Annotated in this window: 15 protein-coding genes and 2 tRNA genes; 12 read left to right on the top strand and 5 right to left on the bottom strand. The window is 73.4% G+C overall.

The features are described from left to right. Positions 1-47 precede the first annotated feature (47 nt). A complete protein-coding gene (locus ABD080_RS04645; protein WP_343903807.1) occupies positions 48-773 on the top strand; it encodes a hypothetical protein in 726 nt (241 codons plus the stop codon). A gap of 21 nt (positions 774-794) precedes the next feature. Here the strand turns inward: ABD080_RS04645 and ABD080_RS04640 are convergent, their stop codons facing one another. After that, complete coding sequence (locus ABD080_RS04640) at positions 795-2333, bottom strand: molybdopterin-dependent oxidoreductase (RefSeq protein ID WP_343903806.1); 1539 nt, start codon at positions 2331-2333, stop codon at positions 795-797. Between the two features lie 175 nt (positions 2334-2508). Here ABD080_RS04640 and ABD080_RS04635 point away from each other — a divergent pair. The 3 genes from ABD080_RS04635 (at position 2509) to ABD080_RS04625 (ending at position 2917) form a co-directional block, all read left to right on the top strand. Continuing rightward, a tRNA-Ile gene (locus ABD080_RS04635) sits at positions 2509-2582 on the top strand. A gap of 5 nt (positions 2583-2587) precedes the next feature. Then, positions 2588-2797: a DLW-39 family protein gene (locus ABD080_RS04630; RefSeq protein WP_168197999.1), complete on the top strand. Its 210-nt coding sequence runs from the start codon at positions 2588-2590 to the stop codon at positions 2795-2797. A 47-nt stretch (positions 2798-2844) separates the two neighbouring features. Beyond that, positions 2845-2917: transfer RNA gene (locus ABD080_RS04625), tRNA-Ala, on the top strand. 68 nt (positions 2918-2985) lie between these two features. Here the strand turns inward: ABD080_RS04625 and ABD080_RS04620 are convergent. Further along, positions 2986-3618 carry a DNA-binding protein gene (locus tag ABD080_RS04620; protein ID WP_168197998.1) on the bottom strand — a complete coding sequence of 211 codons (633 nt, stop codon included), beginning with the start codon at positions 3616-3618 and terminating at the stop codon, positions 2986-2988. 240 nt (positions 3619-3858) lie between these two features. Between ABD080_RS04620 and ABD080_RS04615 the strand changes: the two genes are divergently transcribed. The 3 genes from ABD080_RS04615 to crcB are packed head-to-tail and all read left to right on the top strand — an operon-like array spanning position 3859 to position 5464. Continuing rightward, a complete protein-coding gene (locus ABD080_RS04615) occupies positions 3859-4659 on the top strand; it encodes a Rossmann-fold NAD(P)-binding domain-containing protein (protein ID WP_343903805.1) in 801 nt (266 codons plus the stop codon). After that, complete coding sequence (locus ABD080_RS04610; RefSeq protein WP_343903804.1) at positions 4656-5090, top strand: CrcB family protein; 435 nt, start codon at positions 4656-4658, stop codon at positions 5088-5090. Before ABD080_RS04615 ends, ABD080_RS04610 begins: the two co-directional genes overlap by 4 nt. After that, complete coding sequence (gene crcB / locus ABD080_RS04605) at positions 5087-5464, top strand: fluoride efflux transporter CrcB (protein WP_137769373.1); 378 nt, start codon at positions 5087-5089, stop codon at positions 5462-5464. The genes ABD080_RS04610 and crcB overlap by 4 nt, the downstream gene beginning before the upstream one ends. A 17-nt stretch (positions 5465-5481) precedes the next feature. Here the strand turns inward: crcB and ABD080_RS04600 are convergent, their stop codons facing one another. Then, on the bottom strand, positions 5482-6978 hold the full coding sequence (locus ABD080_RS04600) for a helix-turn-helix transcriptional regulator (RefSeq protein WP_137769372.1): 1497 nt from the start codon (positions 6976-6978) through the stop codon (positions 5482-5484). A gap of 157 nt (positions 6979-7135) precedes the next feature. On the opposite strand from ABD080_RS04600, the gene aceA reads away from it, so the two are divergent. Beyond that, positions 7136-8452, top strand: a complete 1317-nt coding sequence (gene aceA / locus ABD080_RS04595; RefSeq protein WP_137769371.1) for an isocitrate lyase — start codon at positions 7136-7138, stop codon at positions 8450-8452. Positions 8453-8505: 53 nt separating this feature from the next. Next, positions 8506-10155 carry a malate synthase A gene (gene aceB / locus ABD080_RS04590; protein ID WP_343903803.1) on the top strand — a complete coding sequence of 550 codons (1650 nt, stop codon included), beginning with the start codon at positions 8506-8508 and terminating at the stop codon, positions 10153-10155. Between the two features lie 69 nt (positions 10156-10224). Here the strand turns inward: aceB and ABD080_RS04585 are convergent, their stop codons facing one another. Beyond that, the gene (locus tag ABD080_RS04585) at positions 10225-10896 is read right to left on the bottom strand and encodes a GntR family transcriptional regulator (protein WP_343903802.1); all 672 of its coding nucleotides are present in this window, start codon (positions 10894-10896) and stop codon (positions 10225-10227) included. 52 nt (positions 10897-10948) lie between these two features. Beyond that, positions 10949-12409, bottom strand: coding sequence for an FAD-dependent tricarballylate dehydrogenase TcuA (tcuA, locus tag ABD080_RS04580; protein WP_343903801.1), 1461 nt, complete (start codon positions 12407-12409; stop codon positions 10949-10951). 184 nt (positions 12410-12593) lie between these two features. On the opposite strand from tcuA, the gene ABD080_RS04575 reads away from it, so the two are divergent. The 3 genes from ABD080_RS04575 to ABD080_RS04565 are packed head-to-tail and all read left to right on the top strand — an operon-like array spanning position 12594 to position 15786. Beyond that, a complete protein-coding gene (locus ABD080_RS04575; RefSeq protein WP_343903800.1) occupies positions 12594-13577 on the top strand; it encodes a Bug family tripartite tricarboxylate transporter substrate binding protein in 984 nt (327 codons plus the stop codon). A gap of 8 nt (positions 13578-13585) precedes the next feature. Next, positions 13586-14266 (top strand): tripartite tricarboxylate transporter TctB family protein, encoded by a 681-nt coding sequence (locus ABD080_RS04570; RefSeq protein WP_343903799.1) that lies wholly within the window; start codon positions 13586-13588, stop codon positions 14264-14266. After that, a complete protein-coding gene (locus ABD080_RS04565; RefSeq protein ID WP_343903798.1) occupies positions 14266-15786 on the top strand; it encodes a tripartite tricarboxylate transporter permease in 1521 nt (506 codons plus the stop codon). Before ABD080_RS04570 ends, ABD080_RS04565 begins: the two co-directional genes overlap by 1 nt. Positions 15787-15849: the final 63 nt, after the last annotated feature.

Raw genomic sequence — 15849 nt, 5'->3', positions numbered from 1 at the left:
AGGATGCGGCGCGCCCGGCGGCGTCCTGCACCGCTACGCTCGGCGACATGCATGACGCCGCGCCCCGCCCCCCGCAGGACTACCCCTGGCCCGAGGCGCTCCCGCCGCTCGCCGTCCTCGGGGCCGGCGGCGCCGCCGAGCCCGCCGCGGATCTCCCCGCCGCCGAGGCCGCGCTCGCCCGCCTCGGCGCCGCAGGGCTCGAGGGCCGTCATCTTGTGCTCGCCGTCGGCTCCAACCGGAACCCGCAGGTGATCGCCGCGAAGTACGCCCACGCCGGGCTGCTGCAGGACGCGCAGGCCGCGACCGTGCTGGTCACCGCTCATGTCACCGGGATCGCCGTCGGGCACAGCGCGCACGCCTCCGCCCCCGGCTACGTCCCCGCCGCGCCCTTCGCCGCGCCAGGCGCGCGCACGGAGGTCACCGGGCTGTGGGTCACCACCGAGCAGCGCGAGGCGATCGACGTCACCGAGCCCAACTACGAGCGTCTTGCCCTCCCCGTCGGCCCGTTCCCGCTCGAGCTCGCCGCCGGAGAGGCTCCCGCGGCGGCGGAGGTCTACGCGAGCCGGCACGGGGTGATCGGCCGCCTGCGCCCGCTGCCGCTGCATGCGAGCCAGCAGGAGCTGTTCGACCGGCTCGCCGCGCTCGTGGACCCCGATCCCTTCGAGGGGGACGCGGCGGAGGTCTGCGCGCGCCTCGCCGCGGATCCGGAGGACGCCCGCGCCCTGCTCGCCTCCCACGGCCTCGACCTGCCCGACGGACTGCCCCGTCCCTGAGACACGCCCCGACCCCCGGGCTCAGCGCACGGTGAAGGACACTTCGTGCCAGCCGCTCGCCCCGTCGGGCGCGGGGGAGGCGACCTTCGAGGTCTGCAGCTCCCCGGTGCCGTCCGTGGCCCGCACCCGGGCCGTGTGCTCGCCGGGAGTGGCGTCGGCCCAGTTCAGCGACCACTGCACCCAGGTGTCGCCGCTGATGGCGGTGGCGAGGGTCGCGTCCTGCCAGGGGTCGTCGTCGAGCTGGACCTGCACGCCATTCACCCCGCGGTGCTGCGCCCAGGCGGTGCCGCCCAGGGTCACGGCGCCGGCGTCGTCCGCCCGCACCCGTGCCCCGTCGCGCGGCACGTCGATGCGGGAGGCGGTCTTGATCGGCCCCTTCTCCGACCAGCCGCGGTCCGTCCAGTAGGCGGTCGCGTCGGCGAAGCGGGTCACCGTCAGCCCCTCGACCCACTTGGTCGCCGAGACGTAGCCGTACAGGCCCGGCACGACCATCCGCACCGGGTAGCCGTGCTCCGGCGGCAGCGCCTCCCCGTTCATGGCGACCGCGAGGATCGCGTCGCGGTCATCCGTGAGCGCTTCGAGCGGGGTGGAGGCGGTGAAGCCGTCCACCGAGCGGGAGAGGACCATGTCCGCGCCGTCCTGCACGCCGGCGCGGGCGAGCAGGGTGCGCACGGGCACGCCGATCCAGCGGGCGTTGCCGGCGAGATCCCCGCCCACCGTGTTGGAGACGCAGGTGAGCGTCACCGTGGTCTCGATCGCGGGCTCGGCGAGCAGCTCCTCGAAGCTCAGGGTGAGCTCCTGGTCCACGAGGCCCACGATGCGCAGGGACCAGGTCGAGGGGTCAACGCGCGGCACGGCGCGGGCCGTGTCGATGCGGTAGAAGTCGGTGTTCGTGGTGACAACGTCGGGCATGCCCTCGAGAGTGACCTGCGCGCTCGCCGGGACCGCGGGGGCCGGCGCTGTGGGCGTGGGGATCGTGAAGCGGCGGGCCGCGGCCTCCGCGGCGGAGCGCCCGGCGTTCACGACCCGCGCGCCGGCGCCCAGCAGCACCGCACCGATCGCGACGGCGCCGCTGACGAGCAGGTCGCGCCGGCCGGCGCCGTCACCGGGCTCCCGCGCCCGGGCGGCGCCGCGCAGGAGCAGCAGCAGGGCGGGGGCGCCGACGGCGGTGCCGAGCAGCGTGGGCAGCATGCTCGCCGGGGCGTTCTCCGGCCGGGTCATGACGACGACGGCGGCGAGCACCCCGAGCGCCGTGAGCGCGAGCACCGCGTCCCCGATGCGGCGCGTGCCGAGCAGCCCGATCCCGGCCGTGAGGGCGAGGTGCACGACGCCCATGCAGAGGAACAGGACGAGCTTGTCCGCCGTGCCGAACAGGGCGACGACCACGTCCTTCAGAGCGCCCGGGATCAGGTCCACGAAGGCGCCGCCGACGGCGACGAAGGGCGCGGAGGACGCGCTGAACAGCAGGGACGCGAGCTCCGCGACGGCGACGAGCACGAGCCCCGCGGCCACGCCCGCGAGAGCGGAGCGGGTGCGCACGGCAGGGGGCGAGGCGGTCATGGGCTCCCCTTCCCTGCGGTGGTCGTGCGGGCTACGAGGGCCAGCGTGCGCCCCGAGCCTCCGAATCCGCTGTGACCTCGGGTACAGCACGGGCTCTCGGTTGGACGTTCAGGCGGGGCGCCCGTACAGTAGTGCGTCGGTGGCCCACCCGGTACGATCCGGTTCCAGCCCCCATGGGCCTATAGCTCAGTCGGTTAGAGCGCTGTCCTGATAAGACAGAGGTCACTGGTTCAAGTCCAGTTAGGCCCACTCCCATGATCGGAGGACTCGTGAAGAAGCTTCTCGCGTACACCGCCCTGCTGGCCGGAAGCGCCGTCGCAGGAGTCCTCGTCTGGCGCAAGGTCGAGGCGGACCAGCACCGCGACGATCTCTGGGCCGAGGCCGAGAAGATCTCCTCCGAGCAGGATGCTCCTCGCGCCGAGACCGTCTACACCACGGAGTCCGTCCCCGCACCGCGGGCCTGACCTCCCGGCGGGACGCGGCCACGGGCTGCAGCACCACAACTGCATCAGGGGACTTAGCTCAGTTGGTAGAGCGGTAGCTTTGCAAGCTTCAGGTCAGGGGTTCGACCCCCCTAGTCTCCACGGACAGATCCACCAGAAGGCCCCTCCTCCGGGAGGGGCCTTCTGCATGTCCGTCTGAGGTGCGGTCGTCAGCGCGCCGAGGGCTCCTCGGCGGTGTTCTTCTGCGCCGCGGCGATGAGCGGAGCCAGCGCGGGGCCCAGGGCGTCCTGCAGCGCCGTGAGCGCCGCCTCCGCGCGCTCGGCCCGGGTGCGGGTCTCGATCAGCTCGTCCTGCTGGGCGGCGACCTGCTCCTCGTACCGCTCGCGCTGCTCCTCGAGCTGGCGCTCGCGGTCCGTGATGACGAGCCGCGCCTCCTCGAGCTGGTCCTCGACGGCGGCGACCTCCTGCTCGCGCCGGCTCTCCTCCTGCTCGAGGTCGGAGATCAGGCCGTCGCGCTCGGCCTCGACCTCCCGCACATAGGCGCGGAGGCCGTCCCGCTCCTCGGTGAAGGCGCCCTTGGCCTGCTCGTGGGCGGCCGCCCAGACGCCTGCGAAGCGGCGCAGCACGTCGTCGGGCATGTCCGGGACGGCCTCTGCGGCGGCGACCTTCTCGTTCCAGGCGGTGGCGGCGGCGCTCGCGACGGCCATGGCGACGCCGGCCCGTTCGCGGACGGAGCGCGCGGTGACCGGCTGATCGGCGGCGGCGAGGGCCTCGGCGGCCTGCAGCGCCCGCTCCTCGGCCTCGGAGAGGGGCTGGGTCTCGGTGCTGTTCTGCTCGGTCATGACGTTCTCCCTGGTCCGGCGCGTGTGGATCTCTGCACGCTCCCCCAGTCTAACGTACGTAACGTTCGTATCAGCAGAAACGCTACGCGTGTTACTCGACGCTCGCGGGCGTGCCCTGCGTGCAGCGCCCTCCGCGACCCGGGCCGTGGGTCGGGCCGCGCTGCGGGGCGGGGTAGTGTCAGCCATCGCCGCAGCTCGTGCGGCGGGAACGTCGGTAGAGCACGGAGAGGGAGGCGCCTGATGGGACGGACGACGCTGATCGCGGGCTGCGGGCGGCTCGGTCTGCGCATCGCCGCGCTGCTCCAGGAGGGCGGCGGCGAGGTCCTGGGGCTCCGGCGTGATCCCCGCGATCTGCCGGTGCGGATCACCCCGGTCGTCGCGGATCTCTCCGCACCGCTCACGTCCCCGCTGCCGCCGGCGGATGCCCTGGTCATCACGTTGCCGCCCTCGGGCTTCGCCGACCTGCGCGTGCCGCTGCAGCATCTCCGCGACGCCGTGCCGGCGCTGCCCGTCCGCACCGTCCTGATCTCCTCGACGCGGGTGCTCGAGGGGTACGACGCGAGCCGCCCGCTCACCGAGGCGGATCCTCCGCGCCCCCGATCGGAGCGGGCGCGCCGGCTCGTGGAGGGGGAGGAGGCGGCGCGGGAGCTCTTCGACGCGATCGTGCTGCGCGCCGCCGGGATCTACGGCCCCGGCCGTGACCGCCTGATCCGCGCCGTGCGCGAGCAGCGGCCCGTCGAGCACGACCGCCGCACCAACCGCATCCACGAGAAGGATCTCGCCCGGGCCGTCGTCGCCCTGCTCGAGGTCCCCGAACCGCCCCGGCTGCTGCACGCGGTGGACGCCGCACCGGCGCCGCTCGGCGAGGTCGTGGGCCACATCGCCGCGCAGCTGGACCTGCCGGTGCCTCCTCGGGCACTCCCGGACCCGGGCGCGGGCACCGTGCTCGACGGCACCGCGCTCCACCGCCTCCTCGGGCATCTCGAGGTGCCCGACCATCGCGCGGGGTACACCGCGATCCTCGCCGGGGAGAGCGCGTGACGACGTCGGAGAGCCGCCCCGCGCACCTGCGCCCCGGCCTGCTCGCCGTGGTCCTCGCGGGCGGCACGCTCGGCACCGCGGCGCGGGAGGGGCTGAGCCTCGCGTTCCCCGCCACGGGAGGCGTGGCCTGGGTGATCGTCGGCATCAACGTGATCGGCGCGTCCCTGCTGGGCCTGCTGCTCGAGGCCCTCGCCCGCAGCGGACCGGACGCGGGACGGCGCCGCCTGCTGCGCCTGGGCCTCGGCACGGGCGTGCTCGGCGGCTTCACCACCTACTCGACCTTCGCGGTCGCGACCGCCGGCCTGCTCGGCGCGGGCCGACCGCTGCTCGCGCTCGCCTACGTCGCGGCGACACTGCTGCTGGGCGCCGGGGCGAGCCTCGCCGGCATCATGGCCGGCGCCGCCCTCGCCCGGCGCCGGGGTGAGCGATGAGCCCGCTGCTGTTCGTGCTGCTCTCCCTCGCGGGCGGGCTCGGCGCCGCGACCCGCTTCGCCCTGGACGGCGTGATCCGCTCCCGGGCGGGGGAGTCGCTGCCCTGGGGCACGATCCTCATCAACGTGACCGGCTCCTTCCTGCTGGGCCTGGTCACGGGGATGGTCGGCCAGCACCTGCTGGCCGGATCGGCGCAGCTCGTGCTCGGCACGGGCTTCCTCGGCGGGTACACGACCTTCTCCACCGCGAGCCTCGAGACGGTGCGGCTGCTGCAGGCGGGCCGGCGCCGCGACGGGATCGTGAACGCGCTGGGCACGCTCGTCGCGGCGACCACGTCGGCCGCGATCGGCCTGCTGCTCGGCAGTCTCCTCTGAGCCGCTGAGCTCCCGCCCTACTGCTGCTGCGGGGCGTGCCGGTCCAGGAACTCGAGCATCGCGACCCGGTCCACCCCGGTGAAGGTGCCCGACGGCATCGCCGCGAGCAGCGAGGCGTGCAGCCGCGCCACGGGCCACGCGGAGCCCTGCCAGCGCTCCGCGAGCTCGGGCCGGGGGCGACGGCAGCACGTGGGATCGGGACACGAGGAGGCGAAGCGGCGCGTCGTCTCCCGGCCGCGGAACCAGCGCGTGTGCTCGAAGCGCGTGCCCACCGAGATCGAGTACTCCCCGCCCTGCCCGGACTCGATGTGCGAGGTGCACCAGTAGGTGCCGCCGGGCTTGTCCGTGTACTGGCAGTACGGGCTCATCCGGTCCTCGCTCATGAACACCTGCCGCGCGCTCCACCAGCGGCACACGACCTGCCCCTCGACGGCGCCGAGGGCGTCCGTCGGGAAGCGCACCTCGTCGTTCTGGTACGCCTTGAGGATCGCCCCGCTCGAATGGGTCTTGAGGAAGTGCACGGGGATGTCGAGGTGGCGGGTGACGAGGTTCGTGAAGCGGTGCGCGGCCATCTCGTAGCTCACCGCGAACTCGTCCCGCAGGTCCTCCACGGACAGCTCCCGCTGCGCCTTCGCGGCCCGCAGGAACTCCGCCGCGCCCTCCTCCGGCAGCAGCAGCGCGGAGGCGAGGTAGTTGACCTCGACCCGCTGGCGCAGCAGCTCGCCGTAGTCCGCCGGCTCCTGCTCGCCGAGCACGTGCGCGGCGATCGCCTGCAGCACCGTGATCCGCGGGTCGGCACCGCCCCGCTCGAGCGGCAGGTAGATCCGCATCGTCTCCGCGTCGGTGATCGAGCGGGTGGAGTGGGGGAGGTCCGGCACCGAGTGCAGGGTGAAGCCGAGCTCCCCGGCGAGCAGGGAGACCTTGCGGTGGGAGAGGGGGCCGCCGGCGTGGTCGATCCGGTCCAGCAGCTCCCGGGCGGTGGCCTCGAGCTCGGGGGAGTAGTTGCCGCTGCGGGACTGCTCCTCGCGCAGCTGGCCGTTGACGCGGCGGGCCTCCTCCGGGGTCGCCGCGCGCTCCTCATGGAGCCGTCGCAGCTCCTCGTGCAGCCCGAGGATCGTCTCGATCGCGGCGTCGCTCAGCGAGCGGCGCACGGGCAGCTCGGGCAGGTCGAGGCCCTGGTAGAGGGCGCCGGCCTGGGCCCGCTCGAGGGCGATCTCGAGGGCCGCGCGGCGCGTGGGCGGCTCGGGGCGCAGGAGGTCCGCGACCTCCACCTCGAGCACCGCGGCGATGCGGCGCAGCTCGCCGAGTCGCAGCTCGCGGCGGCCGTTCTCGATGACGGAGAGCTGGGAGGGGGCGCGGTCCAGCGCCTGCGCGAGCTCGCGCAGGGAGAGCCCCTGCTCGAGGCGGCGGGCGCGGATGCGCCGGCCGACGGTGAGCTGGTCGGTGGGGTCCTCGTCGGGGAACGTGGCCGCGGGGGAGCGGCCGGGGGCGGGGGTCACGTCGTCGTGCGCCATGGAGGCAGGGTGCCACGTGGAAGTTCTCCAGGACAGAACTTCGGGGAAAGTTCTTCGGAATCTCCCCTTCGCAGGGGGTTGCGGGGGCACCAGAGTGTGAGCACCCGGTGAAGTTCACCGGTGTTCCCCCGCAACGCTGCGGCCGAAGGAGGCCATCATGGACCAGTTCACCCGTCGCCACGGAGACCAGGACGTCACCGCCGCCGAGCTCGCCGCCTCCTGGGAGGTGGACCCCCGCTGGCGCGGCGTCCGCCGGGACCACACCGCGGAGGACGTCCTCTCCCTCGCCGGCCCCGTCCGCGAGGAGCACACCCTCGCCCGCCGCGGGGCCGAGACCCTCTGGCAGCTCGTCGAGGAGAACGCCGAGGACCCCACCCGCTGGGTCCGGGCGCTCGGCGCCCTCACCGGCAACCAGGCCGTGCAGCAGGTGCGCGCCGGCCTCAAGGCCATCTACCTCTCCGGCTGGCAGGTCGCGGCCGACGCGAACCTCTCCGGCAAGACCTACCCCGACCAGTCCCTCTACCCAGCCAACTCGGTGCCCCACGTCGTGCGGCGCATCAACAATGCGCTCATGCGCGCCGCCCAGATCGAGCACGCGGAGACCGGCACCACGAGCCGCGACTGGCTCGCGCCCGTCGTCGCCGACGCCGAGGCCGGGTTCGGCGGCCCGCTGAACGCCTACGAGCTCATGCTCTCGATGATCGAGGCGGGCGCCGCGGGCGTGCACTGGGAGGACCAGCTCGCGAGCGAGAAGAAGTGCGGGCACATGGGCGGCAAGGTCCTCATCCCGACCTCCCAGCACGTGCGCACCCTGAACGCCGCCCGCCTCGCCGCGGACGTCGCCGGCGTGCCCTCCGTCATCATCGCCCGCACCGACGCCCTCGCCGCGAACCTGCTGACCAGCGACATCGACGAGCGGGACCGCGAGTTCCTCACCGGGGAGCGCACCGCGGAGGGCTTCTACGAGGTGCGACCGGGCATCGAGCCCGTCATCGCCCGCGGCCTCGCCTACGCCCCCTACGCGGACCTGCTGTGGGTGGAGTCCGCGGAGCCGGACCTCGAGCTGGCCCGCGCCTTCGCCGAGCGGATCCACGCGGACTTCCCCGAGCAGCGCCTCGCCTACAACTGCTCGCCCAGCTTCAACTGGAAGCGCCACCTCGACGACGACGAGATCGCCCGCTTCCAGCGCGAGCTCGCCGCCATGGGCTACGCCTTCCAGTTCATCACCCTCGCCGGGTTCCACTCCCTCAACCACGGCATGTTCGAGCTGGCCCGGGGCTACGAGGAGCGCCAGATGAGCGCCTTCGTCGACCTGCAGGAGGCGGAGTTCGCCTCCGCCGCCGCCGGCTTCACCGCCCATCGCCACCAGGCCGAGGTGGGCACCGGGTACTTCGACCGGGTCGCGACCGCGCTGAACCCGGGCAGCAGCACCCTCGCCCTCGCCGGCTCCACCGAGACCGCCCAGTTCCACTGAGCGCCCGCCGGCCCCCGACCATCCGGCCCCACCTCCCGAGCAGGAGCAGAACAATGACCATCACCCAGGACCGCACCACGACCACCACCACCGAGCGGGGCGACGAGCCCCGCGGCACGCTCACCGTGCTGGGCCCGATGCACGACCGGTTCGACGAGATCCTCACCCCCGAGGCGCTCGGCTTCGTCGCCCACCTCCACGACCTCTACGAGAACCGCCGCTACCAGCTGCTGCGCACCCGCGAGCTGCGCCGCGACGCGATCGGCGCGGGCTCCATGTTCGACTTCCTCCCCGAGACCGCCGCGATCCGCGAGGACCCGGGCTGGAGGGTCGCGGGCCCCGGCCCCGGCCTCGAGGACCGCCGCGTGGAGATCACCGGCCCCACCGACCGGAAGATGGCGATCAACGCCATGAACTCCGGCGCCCGCGTCTGGCTCGCCGACCACGAGGACGCCCTCAGCCCCACCTGGGAGAACATCGTCGGCGGGCAGGTGAACCTGTTCGACGCGATCCGTCGGCAGATCGACTTCACCTCCCCGCAGGGCAAGGAGTACCGCCTCGGCGAGGAGACCCCGACGATCGTGCTGCGCCCCCGCGGCTGGCACCTGAGCGAGGCGCACCTGCGCTACACCTGCCCCCGCGGCCGCACCGGGCGGGCCGTCGCCGGCCTCGTGGACTTCGGCCTCTACGCCTTCCACAACGCCCGCGAGCTGATCGAGCGTGGCCGCGGCCCGTACTTCTACCTCCCCAAGCTCGAGTCCCACCAGGAGGCGCGGCTCTGGGACGAGGTGTTCACGGAGACCGAGCGGGAGCTGGGCCTCGAGCACGGCACGATCCGCGCGACGGTGCTCATCGAGACCCTCCCCGCGGCCTTCGAGATGGAGGAGATCCTCTACGAGCTGCGCGACCACTGCGCGGGCCTGAACGCGGGCCGCTGGGACTACCTCTTCAGCGTCATCAAGATGTTCCGCGACCGCGGCCGGCGCCGCGTGCTGCCGGACCGCGGCGAGCTCACCATGTCCGTGCCGTTCATGCGGGCGTACACGGAGCTGCTGGTGAGCACCTGCCACCAGCGCGGGGCCCACGCGATCGGCGGCATGAGCGCCTTCATCCCGGACCGCCGCGACCCGGAGGTCACCCGGCAGGCGCTCGAGATGGTCTCCGAGGACAAGCGCCGTGAGGCGACCGACGGCTTCGACGGCACCTGGGTGGCGCACCCGGACCTCGTGCCCGCCGCGCAGGCGGAGTTCGACGCCGTGCTCGGCACCGACCCCGACCAGCGCCACCGCCTGCGCGAGGACGTGCACGTCACCGCGGAGGACCTGCTGGACATGTCCGTGGAGGGCGCCGCGATCACCGAGACCGGGGTCCGCCAGAACGTGCGGGTCGCGCTGCGCTACCTCGACAGCTGGCTCCGCGGCCAGGGCGCCGCGGCGATCGACCACCTCATGGAGGACGCCGCGACCGCCGAGATCTCCCGCTCGCAGCTGTGGCTGTGGATCAACCAGGGCATGACCACGGCCGACGGGATGCCCGTGGTGCGCGAGAAGGTCGAGTTCCTCATCGAGCGCTACGCGGAGGAGATGGGCCGCGAGGAGGGCAGCCGCGCGGCCGACGCCGCCGAGCTGCTGCGGGACGCCGTCCTCGGCGAGGACTTCCCGGCCTTCCTCACCAACGCCGCCTACGACCGCTTCCTCAGCTGAGCCGGAGCACCTCGGCGCCGGCGGGTCCTCGGACCTGCCGGCGCCGACGTGCGCGCGGTGCGCACGAGGTCAGCCGGCGGCGGAGGCCGTGGTCTCCTCGCGCGCGGAGGCGCGCAACAGGTCCAGGCGGATCGCGCGGGCGGTCTCGAAGTGCGCACGGGCGGTCGCGCGGGCGGCGCCCACGTCCCGCGCGGAGATCGCGGCGACGAGCCGGGCGTGCTCCTCGAGCGCCTGCTCCCAGCGGCCCTCGACGGTGAGCGTCGAATGGGGGGCGTGGACGAGGTGGCGGGAGAGCTGGGCGAGCAGGTCCTGCAGCACCGGGTTGTGGCTCGCCGTCCACACGGCGTGGTGGAACTCGAGGTTCGCGCGGATGAGCGCGGCGTCGTCCCGGGCGGTGAGCGCGCGGTCCCGCTCGAGCAGGGCCTCGATGCGCAGCACGTCGCTCACCGTGCGCTGCAGGGCCGCGTCCCCTGCGACCTGCTCCTCGAGCAGGATGCGCGCGTCGTAGACCTGCATGATCGTCTGCGGGTCCACGCTCTGCACCTCGAGGCCCCGCTGGGCGCGGGTGAGCAGGCCCGCCTGCTCGAGGCGGGACAGGGCGTCCCGCACGGGGGTGCGGGAGACCTCGAAGCGCTCCGCGAGCGCCACCTCGCGCAGGGGCGTGCCGGGGGCGAGGGTTCCGTCGAGGATCTCCGCGTGCAGGAGCGCGAAGATGCTCTCGCGGTCGTGACGACCACTCATGCCGGTCCTCCTGGCGGGTGCGGGGTGTGCTGAGCGGTGAGCCTAGTGGGCGCTACGCGATCGTTCCTGCGCGGCGGCCGAGGACGGCGCCCGCGGCGAGACCCGAGCCGCCGGGGTAGTTCGTGGAGAACAGCCCGCCGAGCATCTCCCCGCACACGAGCAGGCCCGTGATCGGCGCACCCTGCGCATCGAGCACCCGGCCCTCCGTGTCCCCCTTGAGTCCGCCGAAGGTGAAGGTGATCCCGCAGGTCACGGGGTAGGCGTAGAAGGGCGCCTGGGCGATCGCGCTCGCCCAGTTCGACTTCGGCGGCGTGGTCTCGGACCGTCGGCCGTCCTTGACCGTGGGATCCAGCGGCGCCTCCACGATCGAGGCGTTGAAGTCCTCGACGGTGCGGCGCAGCTGCTCCGCGGGGACCTCCATGAGCGCGGCGAGCTCCTCGAGGGTCCCCGCGCACAGCTCGGAGACGCCGGGCATCTCGTACTCCTCGGCGCGCAGCAGCGGCCGGGTCGCGGCGTCGAACACCTGGAAGGCGAGGGAGCCGGGCTGCTCGAGGATGACCTTGCCGTACTTGGCGTAGGTGTAGTTGCGGAAGTCCGCCCCCTCGTCGAGGAAGCGCCGGCCGTCGGTGTTCACGAGGATCCCCAGCGGGTAGGACTGCCGGGTGAGGCGGTTGGTGAGCTCGAGGTTGCCCTCGTTGCGGGGGTGGAAGGCGTCCCACTGGACGCTGTGGCAGGTGGACCAGTCCCCGCCCTTCGCGGCGCCGACGGCGAGCCCCGCGGTGATCATGTCCCCGACGTTGAAGGCCGTGCCGCGCACCTTCGCGGCGGCCCAGCGCTCGCCGAGGTGCTCCGCCCGCAGCTCCGCGCTCGCCTCGAAGCCGCCCGCGGCGAGGACCACGGACTCGGCGCGGAGGGTCACCCGCTCGCCCGCGTGCTCGGCGACCACGCCCACGACGGCGCCGTCCTCGACGACGAGCTCGAGCGCGCGGTGCCCGTAGCGGACGTCCTCCCCGAGGCGCGCGGCGACGGCGGTGTGATCGGCGACGAGGCCCTCGCCGCCGCCGACGTTGCCCACGTGCAGTCCGCCCCAGAAGAGGTACGTGCCGTCCGGCCGGGCGTAGGCCTGGCGCTCGTACATGAGTCGGTAGCGCAGGCCCAGGCCCGCGAGCCAGCGCAGGGTGGGCTGGGCCTCGGCGACGAGCACGGCGCTGAGCTCCGGGTCGTTGCGGCCCTCGGTGACGCGCTCGAGATCCGCGAGGTACTCCTGCTCGGAGTAGGTCGGGACGGTGGAGACGGCGTGGCGGTCGTCCGGCTCGACGAACTCCTGGAGCTGGGCGAGGCCCTCGTGGGCGATGCGGGTGGCGCCCGCGGTGAAGAAGCTGTTGCCGCCGGCCGTGGGGCCCTCGCCGCGCTCGAGGACGATCACCGAGCGGCCGCGCTCCGCGGCGGCGTGGGCCGCGCTGAAGCCGGCGTTGCCGCCTCCCACCACGATGACGTCGGCGTCGTGCTGCATGGGGCATCCCTTCGGTCCGGTCGCGACAGGTCCTCGTCGCGCATCCTGATGTTCTCAGATGGATACACATGTGTCCAGAGAGAACAGACGGCAAGCGTGTTGCGCGCCGCTTCCTCGCCGTGCATACACTCACCGGACCACTCCGCCAGACCGGCGGGACGACGATGTTCGAGGAGAGTGGAGCATGCAGCGGAGGACCCTCCTCCATGGCGCCTTCGGGGCGGTGGTCGCCGTGACCACGGGAGCGGCCCTCGCCAGCGCCGCCGGATCCAGCGGGCGCGCCGAGGCCCGCAGCACCCTGACCCTGATCGCACCCGCCGCCCCCGGCGGCGGCTGGGACGGCTTCGCCCGCGAGGCCCAGCAGGTGCTGCGCGGCGCCTCGATCGTCAACAACGTGCAGGTGGTGAACATCCCCGGCGCGGGCGGCACGATCGGCCTCAGCCAGTTCGTGGGCCAGACCGGCTCCGAGGACACCCTGCTCGTCACCGGCGGCGTCATGGTCGGCGCGATCGCCCTCGACGAGGGCGACACGACCCTCGCCGACGTCGTCCCCATCGCCCGCCTCGCCGACGACTTCGCCGCGCTCGTGGTCCCCGCGGACTCCGAGATCCAGGACCTCGACGGCTTCCTCGCGGCCTGGAAGGAGAACCCCCGCGGCACCTCGATCGGCGGCGGCTCCCTCGGCTCGATCGACCACCTCATGAGCGGGCGCCTCGCCCAGCTCGCCGGGATCGACCCGAAGGACCTCAACTACATCGCCTACTCCGGCGGCGGCGAGGCCCTGAACTCCCTGCTCTCGCACACCACGACGGCCGGCAGCTCCGGGTACAACGAGCTCTCCGACCAGATCGAGGCGGGCACCCTGCGCGCCCTCGCGATCTCCTCCCCGGAGCGCCTGGACGGCATCGACGTGCCCACCTTCACCGAGCTCGGCGTGGACATCGCCATGTCCAACTGGCGCGGCCTCGTCGCCGCCCCCGGGATCACCGAGGAGGCCCGCGCGGAGTTCACCGCGATCATCACCGAGATGCGCGAGAGCGCCGAGTGGAAGGACACCCTCCAGCGCAACGACTGGACGGACTCCTTCCTCACCGGCGACGACTTCGCCCAGTACATCGCCGACGAGACCGAGCAGGCCCGGGGCATCGTCTCGGACCTCGGGCTGTGAGGAGCACCGTGAGCACATCCACCCCCACCCGCACCTCCGGTCGCGGCGCCCTCTGGCGCCGCAAGGAGCTGGTCATGGCCGCGATCCTGCTGATCGTGGGCCTCGTGCTGCTGATCGGCGCGCAGACCATGGACGTCCTCGGCGACTCCGCCCCCGGGCCCCAGTTCGTGCCCGTCATCGTGGGCGTCGCCCTGCTCGTGGTCGCCGTGATCCTCGCAATCGAGGTGATCCGCCACCCCGAGGAGGAGCGGGTCCTGCCCGACGAGGGCCGCGATATCTCCCGCGACCTCCTCCAGGACCTCTCCGACACCGGGACCGCGGAGTTCCGGGCCGTCGGCGTCGCCGACCTCGCCGAGGACGCGAGCCCCGCAGGCTCGACCACCACCGCCGCGACGTCGGACAGTGCCGCCGAGCCTGCTGCGGAGGAGACCGCGAAGAAGCCCGTCGCGAGCGACCTGCGGACCACCGGGTACGTGCTCGCGAGCCTCGTCGGCTTCGTGCTGATCCTGCCCTGGGCCGGCTGGGTGCTCTCCGCCGCCGCCCTGTTCTGGTGCGTCGCCCGGGCGCTCGGCTCCCGCCGCACCTGGATCGACCTCGGCGTGGCCCTCCTGCTCTCCTCCTTCATCCAGCTCGTGTTCGGCGGCCTGCTGGGCCTCTCGCTCCCCGTCCTGCTCGGAGGTGCCCTCTGATGGAACAGATCCCCCTGCTGCTGGACGGCTTCGCCTCCGCCCTCACCCCGTACAACCTGCTGTTCGTGCTCATCGGCGCGGTGCTCGGCACCGCCGTCGGCGTGCTGCCGGGGCTCGGCTCGTCGATGGCCGTCGCCCTGCTGCTGCCGATCACCTTCGCCCTGGACCCCACCGCCGCGTTCATCATGTTCGCGGGCGTGTACTTCGGCGGCCTGTTCGGCGACTCCACCGCCGGCATCCTGCTGAACACGCCCGGGCAGTCCTCCGCGATCGCCTCCACCTTCGAGGGCCACCGCATGGCCCGCAACGGCCGCGCCGCCGTCGCCCTCGCGACCGCCGCGATCGGCGCGTTCATCGGCGGGCTCATCTCCACCACGATCGTCGTGTTCTTCTCGCCCGTGCTCGTCACCATGGCGACGGAGTTCGGCCCCGCGGAGTACTTCGCCCTCGCCGTCTTCGCGTTCCTCGCGATCTCCTCCGTGGTCTCCGAGTCCGTGCTGCGCGGCATCGGCGCGCTGCTGCTCGGCGTCGCCCTCGCCCTCGTGGGCATCGACGGCCCGAGCGGCACCGAGCGCTACTCCTTCGGCATCCCGAACCTCTTCGACGGCATCGACATCGTCGTCGTCACCGTGGGCCTGCTGGCCCTCGGCGAGGTGCTCCACGCGGCCTCCCGGATCCACCGCGACCCCTCCTCGATCACGCTGCCCACCGGCGGAATCGCCCGGATCGGGAAGCAGGACTTCCGCAAGGCCCTGCCCGCCTGGCTGCGCGGCAGCGCCTTCGGCGCCCCCTTCGGCATGATCCCCGCGGGCGGCGCCGAGGTCCCCACCTTCCTCGCCTACGGCACGGAGAAGCGCCTCGCGGACCGCCGCCAGGACCCGGAGTTCGGGAAGAGCGGGTCGATCAAGGGCCTCGCCGCCCCGGAGGCCGCCGCGAACGCGACCGCCGGCACGGCGCTCGGCACCCTGCTCGCCCTGGGCCTGCCCACCTCCGCGACGGCCGCGATCCTGCTCGCCGCGTTCCAGCAGTACGGCATGCAGCCCGGGCCGCTGCTCTTCCAGCGCTCCGGTGAGCTCGTGTGGACCCTGCTGGCCTCGCTGTTCATCGGCCTCGTGGTGCTGCTGCTGCTGAACATGCTGCTCGCCCCGGTGTGGGCGCGGCTGCTGTTCATCCCCCAGCACTACCTCTACGCGGGGATCACGGTGCTCGCCATGCTCGGCGTGTACGCGACCTCCTCCTCCTACGTGGACCTCTACCTGCTGGTGGGGCTCGGTGTGCTCGGCTTCCTCATGCGCCGCTTCGGCATGCCGCTCGCGCCGCTCATGATCGGCGTGATCCTGGGCCCGCTCGCGGAGACGGAGCTGCGGCGCGCGCTCGCGGTCTCCGAGGGGGATCCCTCGATCCTCGTCTCGAGCCCGATCACGATCGGCGTGTACATCGTGCTGGTCGGCATCGTCGTGGTCTCCGTGGTCCAGCACCTGCGCCATGCCCGGGAGGACCGTCGGCAGCAGGCCGCCTGATCGCCCCCGGACGGCCCCGTGCGCCGTGCCCTCCTCCGCGGGGGCACGGCGCACGGGCGTCGG

Origin of the sequence: Brachybacterium rhamnosum (genome assembly GCF_039526185.1) — a bacterium.
GTDB classification, from domain to species: Bacteria; Actinomycetota; Actinomycetes; order Actinomycetales; family Dermabacteraceae; genus Brachybacterium; species Brachybacterium rhamnosum.
The sequence above is the reverse complement of the archived record's forward strand: the minus strand, read 5'-3'. Positions and strand labels throughout refer to the sequence as shown.

Excerpts from the sequence above, each read along its gene's own strand:
- ABD080_RS04645 (WP_343903807.1), top strand. The coding sequence starts at position 48 with ATGCATGACGCCGCGCCCCGCCCCCCGCAGGACTACCCCTGGCCCGAG.
- ABD080_RS04640 (WP_343903806.1), bottom strand. The coding sequence starts at position 2,333 with ATGACCGCCTCGCCCCCTGCCGTGCGCACCCGCTCCGCTCTCGCGGGC.
- ABD080_RS04630 (WP_168197999.1), top strand. The coding sequence starts at position 2,588 with ATGATCGGAGGACTCGTGAAGAAGCTTCTCGCGTACACCGCCCTGCTG.
- ABD080_RS04620 (WP_168197998.1), bottom strand. The coding sequence starts at position 3,618 with ATGACCGAGCAGAACAGCACCGAGACCCAGCCCCTCTCCGAGGCCGAG.
- ABD080_RS04615 (WP_343903805.1), top strand. The coding sequence starts at position 3,859 with ATGGGACGGACGACGCTGATCGCGGGCTGCGGGCGGCTCGGTCTGCGC.
- crcB (WP_137769373.1), top strand. The coding sequence starts at position 5,087 with ATGAGCCCGCTGCTGTTCGTGCTGCTCTCCCTCGCGGGCGGGCTCGGC.
- ABD080_RS04600 (WP_137769372.1), bottom strand. The coding sequence starts at position 6,978 with ATGGCGCACGACGACGTGACCCCCGCCCCCGGCCGCTCCCCCGCGGCC.
- aceA (WP_137769371.1), top strand. The coding sequence starts at position 7,136 with ATGGACCAGTTCACCCGTCGCCACGGAGACCAGGACGTCACCGCCGCC.
- aceB (WP_343903803.1), top strand. The coding sequence starts at position 8,506 with ATGACCATCACCCAGGACCGCACCACGACCACCACCACCGAGCGGGGC.
- ABD080_RS04585 (WP_343903802.1), bottom strand. The coding sequence starts at position 10,896 with ATGAGTGGTCGTCACGACCGCGAGAGCATCTTCGCGCTCCTGCACGCG.
- tcuA (WP_343903801.1), bottom strand. The coding sequence starts at position 12,409 with ATGCAGCACGACGCCGACGTCATCGTGGTGGGAGGCGGCAACGCCGGC.
- ABD080_RS04575 (WP_343903800.1), top strand. The coding sequence starts at position 12,594 with ATGCAGCGGAGGACCCTCCTCCATGGCGCCTTCGGGGCGGTGGTCGCC.
- ABD080_RS04565 (WP_343903798.1), top strand. The coding sequence starts at position 14,266 with ATGGAACAGATCCCCCTGCTGCTGGACGGCTTCGCCTCCGCCCTCACC.